The organism is Streptomyces sp. NPDC047974, assembly GCF_040653375.1.
In the GTDB taxonomy this organism is placed as follows: domain Bacteria; phylum Actinomycetota; class Actinomycetes; order Streptomycetales; family Streptomycetaceae; genus Streptomyces.
Map to the genome: position 1 here is coordinate 34,507 of NZ_JBEZNU010000032.1, position 13,902 is coordinate 48,408.

Below are 13,902 nucleotides of genomic sequence, written 5' to 3' on the forward strand. Positions count from 1 at the left end.
GGGGCCTACCGGAACATTACCGAGCCCGAACGAGGCAATTAGCGGTGGTCGGTAAGTTCGTTCGGGCTTCAGCTGTCTGCCTGTTTTCGATGATGAAGTCGGACAGTTCTTCTGTGCTTCTGCGATGAAAGGTCAGTCGAGCGCGATGACGGTCGAACACACCCCTGTCGTCAACGGTCCCGGAAACGGGAATGGTGCGGGCATCGCTGTGGTGGGAATTTCCTGCCGGCTCCCCGACGCCGCCGACCCGGGCGCATTCTGGACCCTGCTCCGCGACGGTTCGAGCGCCATCACCGAAGCACCGGAGGGACGCCTGGAGCACTCCACGCCGGCCGCGCAGGACGGCGTACGGCGCGGTGGCTTCCTGGACCGGGTGGAGGACTTCGACGCCGCGTTCTTCGGCGTCTCCCCCCGCGAGGCCGCCGCGATGGACCCGCAGCAGCGGATCGTCCTCGAACTGGCCTGGGAGGCCCTGGAGGACGCCGGAGTCGTCCCCGCGACCCTCCGGGGCAGCCGCACCGCCGTGTTCGTCGGCACCCTGCGCGACGACTACGCCGGGCTCGTCTACCGGTACGGCGACCAGGCCGTCACCCAGCACACCATGGCCGGCGTGAACCGCGGCGTCATCGCCAACCGCGTCTCCTACTTCCTCGGCCTCCAGGGCCCCAGCCTCACGGTCGACGCCGCCCAGTCCTCGTCGCTCGTCGCCGTCCACCTCGCCTGCGAGTCGCTGCGCACCGGCGAGTCCGAGACCGCCATCGCGGCCGGCGTGAACCTCAACCTGCTCACCGAGGCGGCCCTCGCCGAGGAGCGCTTCGGCGGGCTCTCGCCCGACGGCACCGCCTACACCTTCGACGCCCGCGCCAACGGCTTCGTCCGCGGCGAGGGCGCCGGCGTCGTCGTCCTGAAGCCCCTCGACCGCGCCCTCGCCGACGGCGACCGGATCTACGGCGTCATCCGCGGCAGCGCCGTCAACAACGACGGCGCCACCCCGGGTCTCACCGTGCCCAGCGCCGCCGCCCAGGAGCAGGTCCTCCGCGAGGCGTACACCAAGGCCGGCGTCACCCCCGCAGAGGTGCAGTACGTCGAACTCCACGGCACCGGCACGCCGGTCGGCGACCCCATCGAGGCCGCCGCCCTCGGCGCCGTCCTCGGCGCGGACCGCCCGACCGGCGAGCCCCTGCACGTGGGCTCCGCCAAGACCAACGTCGGCCACCTCGAAGGCGCCGCCGGCATCACCGGGCTCATCAAGACCCTGCTCAGCCTGACCCACCGCGAACTCCCGCCGAGCCTCAACTTCGAGACGCCCAACCCGGCCATCCCGCTCGACGAACTCGGCCTCGCCGTGCAGCGCGAGCTGTCCGCCTGGCCGCACCCCGAGCGCGAACTGATCGCCGGCGTCTCGTCCTTCGGCATGGGCGGCACCAACGCCCACGTCGTCGTGGCGGAGAGCCCCGCGCGCGAGACCGCGACCTCCGGCGGCGAGCCGGCCCCCGCCGCGCGGGCCGGCCTCACTCCCTGGGTGCTGTCCGGGCGCACCCCCGAGGCGCTGCGCGCCCAGGCTGCCCGCCTGCACCAGGCCCTCGCCGACGGTGCCGACGGTGCCGGCGCGCCCGACGCGGCCGACATCGGCTGGTCGCTCCTCACCACCCGCACCCTCTTCGACCACCGCGCCGTCGTGCTCGGCACCGGCACCGGCGAACTCCTCGCCGCCACCGGCGCCTTCGCCGCCGGCGACCCGGCGCCCGGCGCCGTCGGGGGCTCCGCCGCCGAAGCGGCCAAGACGGCGTTCCTGTTCACCGGCCAGGGCGCGCAGCGCGCCGGGATGGGCCTCGAACTGGCGGAGAAGTTCCCGGAGTTCGCGGAGGCGTTCGACGAGATCGTCGGCGTCCTCGACGGTCTGCTGAAGGTGTCGCTGCGCGAGGTGATCGCCTCGGGCGAGAACCTGGACCGTACGGGGATGACGCAGCCGGCGCTGTTCGCCGTCGAGGTCGCGCTGTTCCGGCTGGTGGAGTCGTGGGGTGTGCGTCCGGACTTCGTGGCGGGTCACTCGATCGGTGAGCTGGCGGCCGCGCACGTGGCGGGGGTGCTGTCCCTGGAGGACGCGGCCCGTCTGGTCGTGGCGCGTGCCTCTCTGATGGACGGGCTGCCGTCGGGTGGCGCGATGGTGGCCGTCCAGGCTGCCGAGGACGAGGTTCTGCCGCTGTTTGAGGGCCGGGTGGCGGTCGCGGCCGTCAACGGCCCCACCTCGGTGGTGATCTCGGGTGATGAGGACGCGGTCCTCGCGGTCGCGGAGAAGCTGCGGGAGCAGGGCCGTAAGACCAAGCGGCTGACGGTGTCGCACGCGTTCCACTCTCCGCACATGGACGGCATGCTCGACGACTTCCGCACGGAAGCCGCCCAGCTGACGTTCGCCGAGCCTTCGATTCCCGTTGTGTCGACGCTGACGGGCCGTCTCGCCGAGGGTGACGATCTGCGGACGCCGCAGTACTGGGCGGACCAGGTCCGTGGCGCGGTGCGGTTCGCCGACGCGGTCGGGACCCTGGAGACCGCCGGAGTCGGCGTCTTCCTCGAACTCGGCCCCGACGGCGTCCTGTCCGCCATGACCCGCGACTCGGTGGCCGCCGTGGACCGCGTCACCGCCGTCCCCGTGCTGCGCCGCGACCGCGACGAGGCGCAGACCTTCACCTCCGCGCTCGCCGCCGCCTTCGTGCACGGCGCCCCCGTCGACTGGACCCGCGCCTTCGAGGGCGCGTCGCCGCGCCAGGTCGCCCTGCCCACGTACGCCTTCCAGCGGCAGCCCTACTGGGTCTCCGGCAGCCCGCGCGCCGCGGCGGAGCTTCCGGCCGCCTCCCCGGCCGGGACCGAGGCGTCCGCGGCGCCGCGCGCCCACGGCGGCGCGTTCGCCCAGCGGCTCACGGGCCTCGGCGAGGCCGAGCGCCGCACCACCGTCGCCGACCTCGTCTTCGCCCACGTCGCCGCCGTCCTGGAGTACGCGAGCCCCTCGGCCGTCGACGCCCGGCTTCCGTTCAAGGACCTCGGCTTCGACTCGCTGATGTCGGTCGAGCTGCGGGAGTCCCTCGCCACGGCGACCGGCCTCCGGCTGCCCAGCGGCCTGCTCTTCGACCACCCCACCCCGGCCGCCCTGGTCGAGCACCTGCTCGCCGAGCTCACCGGCGTCCGTGACGCGGACGACGACCTGTTCACGCCGGTCGCCGGCGACGACGAGCCCATCGCCATCGTCGGCATGGCCTGCCGCTACCCGGGCGGGGTCGCCTCGCCCGAGGAGCTGTGGCGGATCGTCGCGGACGGCGTCGACGCCATCGGCGGCTTCCCCGAGGACCGCGGCTGGCCCGAGGACCTCTTCGACCCCGACCCGGACCGCAGCGGCCGCAGCGCCGTCGACCGGGGCGGCTTCCTGCGCGGCGCGGGCTCCTTCGACGCCGGCTTCTTCGGCATCTCCCCCCGCGAGGCCCTCGCCATGGACCCGCAGCAGCGGCTCCTCCTGGAGACCGCGTGGGAGGCCGTCGAGCGCGCCGGGATCGACCCGGAGACGCTGAAGGGCAGCCGCACCGGCGTCTTCGTCGGTGCCACCACCCTCGACTACGGGCCGCGCATGCACGAGGGCGCCGAGGCCGTCGAGGGCCACCTCCTCACCGGCACCACGCCCAGCGTCATGTCCGGCCGCATCGCCTACCAGCTCGGCCTCGTCGGCCCCGCCGTCACCATCGACACGGCCTGCTCGTCCTCGCTCGTCGCCCTCCACATGGCCGTCCGCTCGGTCCGCCAGGGCGAGTCCCGGATGGCCATCGCCGGCGGCGCCAGCATCATGTCGACGCCCGGCATGTTCGTCGAGTTCTCCCGGCAGCGGGGCCTCGCCGCCGACGGCCGCTCCAAGTCGTTCTCCGCCGCCGCCGACGGCACCTCCTGGGCCGAGGGCGTCGGCCTCCTCGTCGTCGAGCGGCTCTCGGACGCCCGCCGCCACGGCCACCGCGTCCTCGCCGTCATCCGCGGCACCGCGATCAACCAGGACGGCGCCAGCAACGGCCTCACCGCCCCCAACGGCCCCTCCCAGCAGCGCGTCATCCGGCAGGCGCTCGCCGACGCCGGACTCACCGGCGCCGACGTGGACGCCGTCGAGGCGCACGGCACCGGCACCCGCCTCGGCGACCCCATCGAGGCCGAGGCCCTGCTCGCCACCTACGGCCAGGACCGGCCCGGCGACCGCCCCTTCTACCTGGGCTCGCTGAAGTCCAACATCGGCCACGCGCAGGCCGCCGCCGGCGTCGGCGGCATCATCAAGATGGTCGAGGCGATGCGCCACGGCGTCCTGCCCCGCACCCTCCACGTGGACGAGCCCAGCCCGCACGTCGACTGGGAGTCCGGCGCGGCGCGCCTCCTCACCGAGGAGACCCCGTGGCCCGAGGCCGGCCGGCCCCGCCGGGCCGCCGTGTCCTCCTTCGGCATCAGCGGCACCAACGCCCACGTCGTCCTGGAGCAGGGCGACGAGGCCCCGGCCCCCGCCGCCGACACCACCGACGGCGTCACCGCCCCCGCCCTGTGGGTGCTGTCCGCCCGCGACCAGGACGCCCTGCGCGAGCAGGCCGCCCGCCTGCACGCCCACCTCACCGAGCACCCCGGCACCGAGGCCGCCTCCGCCGGCGCCGCGCTGGCCGCCCGTACCGCCTTCGAACAGCGCGCGGCGGTGTACGGCTCCACCACCGAGGAGCTCCTCGCCGGGCTCGACGCGCTCGCCCGGGGCACCGACGCCGCCCACGTCGTCACCGGCGACGCCGCCCGCGCCGGGCGCACCGCCTTCCTCTTCACCGGCCAGGGCGCCCAGCGCGCCGGCATGGGCCGCGAACTGTACGCCGCCCACCCGGTGTTCGCCCGCGCCCTCGACGAGGTCGTCGACAGCCTCGACCCGCACCTCGACCGGCCGCTGCGCGAGCTGCTGTTCGCCGAGCCGGGCACCCCGGAGGCGGAGCTCCTCGACCTCACCACGTACACCCAGCCCGCCCTGTTCGCCGTCGAGGTCGCCCTCTTCCGGCTCCTCGCACACCACGGGCTCGCCCCCGACCTGCTCGCCGGGCACTCCATCGGCGAACTCGCCGCCGCGCACGCCGCCGGCGTGTTCTCCCTCGCCGACGCCGCCCGCCTGGTGGCCGCCCGAGGCCGGCTCATGCAGGCCGCGCGGGCAGGCGGCGCGATGATCGCCGTCGAGGCCTCCGCCGACGAGATCACCGAGAGCCTGACCGGCTACGAGGGCCGCGTCGCGCTCGCCGCCGTCAACGGCCCCACCGCGGTCGTGATCTCCGGCGACGCCGACGCCGCCGAGGAGATCGCCGAGGCGTGGCGCGCCCGCGACCGCAGGACCCGCAGGCTCACCGTCAGCCACGCCTTCCACTCCCCGCACATGGACTCCGTCCTCGACGAGTTCCGCCGCACGGCCGAGGAGCTGGACTACCGCGAGCCCGCCGTCCCCGTCGTCTCCACCGTCACCGGCACGCTCGCCGAACCCGGGCAGCTCACCTCGCCCGCGTACTGGGTCACCCAGATCCGCGAGGCCGTCCGCTTCTTCGACGCCGTCCGCACCCTGGAGGAGCAGGGCGCGACCGTCTTCGTCGAGGTCGGCCCCGACGCCGTGCTCACCGCCATGGCCACCGGCTCCTTCGCCACCCCGGCCGCCCGCGCCTACCCGCTGCTGCGGTCCGGACGCGCCGAGCCCGGCACCCTCCTCGCGGGCATCGCCGGCGCCCACGCCGCCGGCGCGCCCCTGGACCGCGCCTCGTTCTTCCCCGGGGCCCGGCCCGCCGCCGCCCTGCCCACGTACGCCTTCCAGCGCGCCCACTACTGGCTGGCCCCGCAGGCCTCCGGCGACGCCCGCAGCCTCGGTCTGGACCCGGCGGACCACCCGCTGCTCGCCACCACCGTCCGGCTCGCCGACCGCGAGGACGTCGTCCTCACCAGCCGCCTCTCCCTGAGCGCCCACCCCTGGCTGGCCGACCACACCATCGGCGGCACCGTCCTCGTCCCCGCCACCGCCTTCCTGGAGCTCGCCGTCGCGGCGGGCGACCAGACCGGCGCCGGCCGCGTCGAGGAGCTCACCCTGGAGGCCCCGCTCGCCCTGCCCCGCCAGGGCGCGGTGCGCGTGCAGGTCACCGTCGGAGCCCCCGACGCCACGGGCGCCCGCCCGTTCACCGTCCACTCGTCGCCCGAGACCCGGGTGAGCGACGACGCGGCGCCCCTCACCGACGGCGAGTCCCTGTGGACCCGGCACGTCACGGGCGCCCTCGCCCCGGCGACCGGCACCGCCGCCCCCGAGGACCTCCGCGAGTGGCCGCCCGCCGGCGCCACCGCCGAGCCCCTCGACGGCGTGTACGCCCGCCTCCAGGACCTCGGATACGCGTACGGCCCCGCCTTCCAGGGCTTCACCGCCCTCTGGCGCGCCGGCGCCGACGTCTACGCCGAGATCCGGCTGCCCCAGGACCAGCACGAGCGGGCCGCCCGCTTCGGCGTGCACCCCGCGCTGCTCGACGCCGTCCTGCACCCGCTGGTCCTCGACGCCGCCAAGGACAGCGCGCCGGACGAGATCCGGCTGCCCTTCGCCTGGTCCGACACCGTCCTCCACGCGTCCGGGGCCACCGCCCTGCGCGTCCGGATCTCGCCCGCCGGACCCGACACCGTCTCCCTGCTGCTCGCCGACACGACCGGCGCCCCGGTGGCGTCCGTCGCGGCCCTGACCCTGCGGCCGGTGCCCAAGGCGCGCCTGGGCCGGGCCGCCGACACCACGCCCGACGCGCTGTACCGCGTGGAGTGGCAGGAGGCAGGCGGAGAGCCGGCCGAGGCCGTCCCCGAGCCCGTCGTCCTCCGCGTCCCGCAGACCGCCGACACCGACGCCGCCGACGACCGGCCGTCCGCCGCGCACGCCACGGCCCGTACCGCGCTCGACCTCCTCCAGCGGCACCTGGCCGACGAGGCGCACGCCGACGCGCCGCTCCTCGTCGTCACCCGCGGCGCGGTCGCGGCCCTGCCCGGCGACGAGGTGGACGGGCTCGCCGCCGCCCCGGTCTGGGGACTCGTCCGCTCCGCCCAGGCCGAACACCCCGGCCGCATCGTCCTCCTGGACGTGGACACCGAGGAGTCCGGCACGGACACCGACGTGTTCGCGCGGGCCCTGGCCACCGGCGAGCCGCAGCTCGCGCTGCGCGACGGACGCCTCCACGCGCCCCGCCTCGCCCGCGCCACCGCCGCGCCGGAAGCCGACGGCGACACGCGGCCGGCCGCCTTCGACCCGGACGGCACCGTCCTCGTCACCGGCGGCACCGGCGGCCTCGGTGCCCTCTTCGCCCGGCACCTCGTCACCGCCCACGGCGTCCGCCACCTGCTGCTGAGCAGCCGGCGCGGCCCCGCCACCCCCGGCGCCGACGAGCTGACCGCCGAACTCACCGCCCTCGGCGCCCGCGTCACCGTGGCCGCCGCCGACGCCGGCGACCGCGACGACGTCGCGGCCCTGCTGGCCGGCGTGCCCGCCGCGCACCCGCTGACGGCCGTCGTGCACACCGCCGGCGTCCTCGACGACGCCACCGTCGCCGCGCTCACCCCCGAGCAGCTCGCGACCGTCCTCGCACCCAAGGTGGACGCCGCCTGGCACCTGCACGACCTCACCCGCGACCTGGGCCTGTCGGCCTTCGTCCTCTTCTCGTCGGTGTCCGGCATCACCGGCACCGCGGGACAGGCCAACTACGCGGCGGCCAACACCTTCCTGGACGCCCTGGCCGCCCACCGCCACGCCCAGGGCCTGCCCGCCCTGTCGCTGGCCTGGGGCCTGTGGGACGCCCAGCAGGGCATGGGCGCCGGACTCGGCGAGGCCGACCTGGCCCGCTGGACGCGCGCCGGCATCAACCCGCTCGACGCGGCCCGCGGCCTCGCCCTCTTCGACGCCGCCCTCGCCTCGGGCGACGCCCTCGCCGTCCCCGCCGCCTTCGACCTGCCGCGGCTCCGCGCCGCCGGCGAGCCGTCCGCCCTGCTGCGCCGGATCGTCCCGGCCGCCGCCCGTGCCCGCCGGGCCGTGGCGTCCGGCCCGGGCGCCGCCGGATCGGACTGGGCCGGGCAGCTCGCCGCGCTCTCCGCGGAGGAGCGGGCCGCCAGCGTCCTCGACCTGGTGCGCGGTGTCGTCGCCACCGTGCTCGGCCACGCCGACGCCCGGTCCGTCGACCCCGAACGGGCCTTCAAGGAAACCGGGTTCGACTCCCTCGCGGGCGTCGAGCTCCGCAACCGGCTGAACGCCGCCACCGGGCTCCGGCTCCCCGCCACCCTGGTCTTCGACCACCCGAGCCCGGCCGCCGTCGCCGCCTTCCTCCTCGGCAAGGCCGAGGGCGCCGCCGGCGCCGCCGCGCCCGCCGCCCCCGCGAAGAAGCGCACCACCGCGACCGCGAACGAGCCCATCGCCATCGTCGGCATGGCCTGCCGCTACCCGGGCGGGGTCTCCTCGCCCGGCGACCTGTGGCGGCTCGTCGCCGACGGCGTCGACGCGATCAGCGAGTTCCCCGTCAACCGCGGCTGGAACCTCGACGACCTGTACGACCCCGACCCGGAGCAGGCCGGCACCTCCTACGTCCGCCACGGCGGCTTCCTCCACGACGCCGACCTGTTCGACCGGGAGTTCTTCGGCATCTCGCCGCGCGAGGCCACTGCGACCGACCCGCAGCACCGCCTCCTCCTGGAGACCGCCTGGGAGACCTTCGAGAGCGCCGGCATCGACCCGGCGACCCTCCGCGGCTCCCACACCGGCGTGTACACCGGCGCGATGTACGACGACTACGCGGCCCGGCTGCCCGCCAGCCCCGAGGAGTTCGAGGGCTTCCTCCTCGCGGGCAACCTCTCCAGCGTCGTCTCCGGCCGGCTGTCCTACACGTACGGCCTCGAAGGCCCGGCCGTGACCGTGGACACCGCCTGCTCGTCGTCCCTGGTCGCCCTGCACCTCGCGGCCAACGCCCTGCGCGGCGGCGAGGTCGACCTCGCCCTCGCCGGCGGCGTCACCGTGATGGCGGGACCCAGCGTGTTCGTGGAGTTCTCGCGCCAGCGCGGACTCTCGGCCGACGGCCGCAGCAAGTCGTTCTCGGCGGACGCCGACGGCACCGGCTGGGCCGAGGGTGTGGGCCTGCTGCTCGTCGAGCGCCTGTCGGACGCGGTGCGCAACGGCCACCAGGTCCTCGCCGTGCTGAAGGGCTCCGCGGTCAACCAGGACGGGGCGAGCAACGGCCTCACCGCCCCGAACGGCCCGGCCCAGGAGCGGGTCATCCGCCAGGCCCTGACGGCCGCCGGCCTGACCGCCGCCGACGTGGACGCGGTCGAGGCGCACGGCACCGGCACCCGCCTCGGCGACCCCATCGAGGCGCAGGCGCTGCTCAACACCTACGGCCAGGACCGGCCGGAGGACCGTCCGCTCTACCTCGGCTCGCTGAAGTCGAACATCGGCCACTCCCAGGCCGCCGCCGGCGTCGGCGGTGTCATCAAGATGATCGAGGCGATGCGCCACGGCGTGCTGCCCCGCACCCTCCACGCCGACGAGCGCAGCCCGCACGTCGACTGGGAGGCCGGCGCCATCGAGCTCCTCACCGAGGAGACCCCGTGGCCCGAGGCCGGCCGGCCCCGCCGGGCCGCCGTGTCCTCCTTCGGCATCAGCGGCACCAACGCCCACGTCATCATCGAGCAGCCGCCGGCGAAGGCCGCCGCCCCGGCCGCCCCGGCCGCCCCGGCCGTCCCCGTCACCCCGTGGCTCCTCTCCGCCCGCGGCGAGGACGCGCTGCGCGCCCAGGCCGCCCGCCTCCACGCGTACGTCACCGAGAACCCCGGCACCGACGCCGCCGACATCGGCTGGTCCCTGGCCACCACCCGGGCCCTGCTCGACGACCGCGCCGCCGTCACCGCCGGCGGACGCGACGAACTCCTCGCCGGACTCGACGCCCTGGCCCGCGGCCAGGTCTCACCGGACGTCGTCCGGGCCGCCGCCCGGCGCGGCAAGACCGCGTTCCTGCTGACGGGCCAGGGTTCCCAGCGGCTCGGCATGGGCCGGGAGCTGTACGAGACCTCGCCCGTGTACGCCGCCGCCTTCGACGCGGTCTGCGCGCGCCTCGACCAGGAACTGCCGCGTCCCCTGAAGGAGGTGCTGTTCGCGCCGGCCGACTCCGCCGACGCCGCCCTCGTCGACCAGACCGCCTTCACCCAGGCCGCCCTGTTCGCCGTCGAGACCGCCCTGTTCCGGCTCCTCGAACACCACGGGGTCACCCCGGACTACCTCCTCGGCCACTCCATCGGCGAGGTCACCGCCGCCCACCTGGCCGGCGTCCTCGACCTCGACCACGCCTGCGTCCTCGTCGCCGAACGCGGACGGCTCATGCAGGCCGCCCGCGAGGGCGGCGCCATGGCCGCGCTCCAGGCGACCGAGGAGGAGGTCCGCGCCGAGCTGGCCGGGCTCCCCGCCGGCGCCGCCGTCACCGTCGCCGGGCTCAACGGCCCGTCGTCCACGGTGATCTCCGGCGACGCCGACCACGTGGCGGCCCTCGCCGCCGCGTGGAAGGAGAAGGGCCGCAAGGCGAAGGTGCTGTCCGTCAGCCACGCCTTCCACTCCCCGCACATGGAGGAGGTCCTCGACGAGTTCCGGGAGGTCGCCGGCGGGCTCGTCTACCACGCCCCCCGCATCCCCGTCGTCTCCAACCTCACCGGCGGGCTCGCCACCCCCGAGCAGCTGGCCTCGGCCGACTACTGGGCGAGCCACATCCGCGAGGCCGTCCGCTTCCTCGACGGCGTGCGGACCCTGGAGGCCGCCGGGGTCACCGAGTGGATCGAGCTCGGCCCCGACGGCGTCCTCACCGCCCTCGTCCAGGACTGCCTCACCGAGGACCCCGGGGTCGTCGCCCCCGTCCTGCGGCGGGACCGCCCCGAGGGCCGCTCCTTCGCCGCGGTGCTCGGCCTGCTCGCCGCCTCCGGCGCGTCCGTCGACTGGGACGCCGTCTTCCCCGGCGCCCGCAGGACCGCTCTCCCGTCGTACGCCTTCCAGCACGCCCGCTACTGGCTCGACGGCCCCGCCGGCGGCACCGGCGACGCGAACGGCCTCGGCCTGTCCGGCACGGACCACCCGCTGCTCGGCGCCGCCGTCGCCCTCGCCGACCGCGACGAGTACGTCCTCACCGGCCGCGTCTCGCGCGGCGGCCACCCGTGGCTCGCCGACCACGCCGTCGCCGGAGTGACCCTCCTGCCCGGCACCGGCCTCCTCGAACTCGCGGCCCGCGCCGCCGAGGAGACCGGTGCGAGCCACGTCGAGGAACTCACCCTCGCCGCCCCGCTCGTCCTGCCGGAGACCGGCGCCCTGCACCTCCAGGTCGCCGTCGGCGCCGCCGACGACACCGGACGCCGCACCGTCGACATCCACTCCCGGCCCGAGGCGGACGCCGACGGCGCCGGCTGGACCCGGCACGCCACCGGCACGCTCGCCGCCGACCGGACCCCCGGACCCGAGGCGCTCGCGGCCTGGCCGCCCGCCGGGGCCGAGGAGGTCGACCTGACCGGCGCGTACGACCGGCTCCTTGAGCAGGGCTACGGCTACGGCCCGGTGTTCCAGGGCCTGCGCCGGGTCTGGAAGGCCGAGGGCGAGCTGTTCGCCGAGGTGGCCCTCGGCGAGGAGCAGCGTGCCGACGCCGCCCGCTTCGGTCTGCACCCCGCGCTCCTCGACGCCGCCCTGCACACCCTGCTCCCGGGCGTCGCCGACAAGGACGGCCGGTCCTGGCTGCCCTTCGCCTGGAGCGGCGCCGCCCTCCACGCCACCGGCGCCACCGCCCTGCGGGTACGCCTGGCCCTGACCAGCCCCGACGCCGACACCCTGCAGGCCGCTCTCACCGTCACCGACGGCGCCGGCACGCCCGTCGCCACCGTGGAGAACCTGCACCTGCGCCCGCTCTCCCTCGACGTCCTGCGCGCCGCGGGAGCGGGCACCCGGGACGGACTCCTCCGTGTCGCGTGGACGGCGCTGCCGCCCACCGCGGGCGAGCCCGCCCTGCCCGAGGACCGCTTCGAGCTGCCGGCCGGCGCCACGGACGTGTCGGACGTGCCCGCGGCACCGGGCCTGGTCGTCCTGCCGCCGGCCTCCGGCGGCGCCGTGACGGGCGAGGCGGCGCGCGGCGCCGTGGCCCGGGTCCTCGACGTGGTGCGCTCCTGGCTCGCCGAGGAGCGGTTCGCCGACGCGCGGCTCGCGGTCGTGACGCGCGGCGCCGTCTCCGCCGACGGCGGGGACGTGACCGACCTGACGCACGCCGGTGTGTGGGGCCTGGTGCGCTCCGCGCAGACCGAGAACCCCGGCCGGATCGTCCTCGTCGACCTCGACCCCGGCCTCGACACCGCCGAGGCGTCCGACGCCTCGGACCGGGCCCTCGCCGCCGCCCTGGCGAGCGGCGAGTCGCAGGTCGCGGTGCGGGCGGGATCGCTGCTCGTGCCCCGGCTCGCCCGGGCCCAGGCGGTCCAGGCGGACGCCGAGTCCGACGGCGGCTCCGGTCCCCGCTGGGACGCGGGGACGGTGCTGATCACGGGTGCCACGGGTGCGCTGGGTGCGGTCCTGGCCCGGCACGTGGTGGCCGAGCACGGTGCCCGTCATCTGCTGCTGGTCAGCCGGCGGGGCGAGAACGCCCCGGGTGCGGCCGAGTTGCGTGCGGAGCTGGAGGAGGCCGGTGCGTCGGTGACGGTCGCGGCGTGCGACGTGACGGACCGGGAGGCGCTGGCCGGGCTCCTGGCCGCCGTTCCCGCCGAGCAGCCGCTCACCGCCGTCGTCCACACCGCCGGCATCGTCGAGGACGGCGTCTTCTCCGCCCTCACGCACCGGCAGCTCGACGCCGTCCTGCTGCCCAAGGTCGACGCGGCGTGGAACCTCCACGAGCTCACCCGCGAGCTCGACCTCACCGCCTTCGTCCTCTACTCGTCGGTCGCCGGCCTCCTCGGCACCGCCGGGCAGGCGAACTACGCGTCCGGCAACACCTTCCTCGACGCCCTGGCGGCGCACCGCCGGGCCCAGGGCCTGCCGGGTCTGTCGCTGGCCTGGGGCCTGTGGGCCGAGAGCAGCGAACTCTCCGGCAGCCTCACGGACGCCGACATCAAGCGGCTCGCCCGCTCGGGCCTCCTGCCGCTGCGCACGGCCGAGGCCATGGAGCTGTTCGACGCCGCCCCCGCCACCGGGGAAGCCGTCCTCGGCGTCACGCGCCTCGACACCGCGGCGCTGCGCTCCGCGGACACCGAACCGCCCGTCCTGCTGCGCGGCCTGGTCCGCCGGGCACCGAAGCGCGCGGCGGCCGCCACCACCGGCGACCAGGCGGGCGGCGCCACCCTCGCCGAGCGGCTCGCCGCCCTGTCCCCGGGCCAGCAGGAAGCGGCCCTCGTGGACCTGGTGCGGGCGCAGGTGGCCGGGGTCCTCGGACACGCCGATCCGTCGGCGATCGACGCCGACCGGGCGTTCCAGGAGCTGGGCTTCGACTCGCTGACCGCGGTCGAGCTCCGCAACCGCCTCAACACCGCCACCGGCCTGCGGCTGCCGACCACGCTGGTCTTCGACCACCCGAACCCCGGCGCCCTCGCCACCCACCTGCGCGACCAGCTCGGCCTCGACGGAACCCCGTCCGCCGAACCCGTCCTCAAGGAACTCTCCCGCCTCACCTCGCTGATCAAGGAGGTGGCGGCCGCCGGCTCCGACGGCCAGGCCCTCCTCACCGCCCGGCTGCGCGAGCTGCTCAGCCTGGCCGAGACGGCCGGGGCCGAAGCCGCCCCCGGCGGTCGCGAGGACGACGACGCGGACCTGGAGAGCGCCAGCGACGAGGAGCTGTTCGCCCTGCTCGACGAGCTGGAGTGAGTACCGCACCG

At 76.2% G+C, this 13,902-nt stretch carries 1 protein-coding gene; it reads left to right on the forward strand.

Annotated elements, in window-relative coordinates; genetic code table 11:
• Positions 1–208: 208 nt before the first annotated feature.
• A complete protein-coding gene (locus tag AB0E19_RS32255; protein ID WP_362186425.1) occupies positions 209–13,891 on the forward strand; it encodes an SDR family NAD(P)-dependent oxidoreductase in 13,683 nt (4,560 codons plus the stop codon).
• Positions 13,892–13,902: the final 11 nt, after the last annotated feature.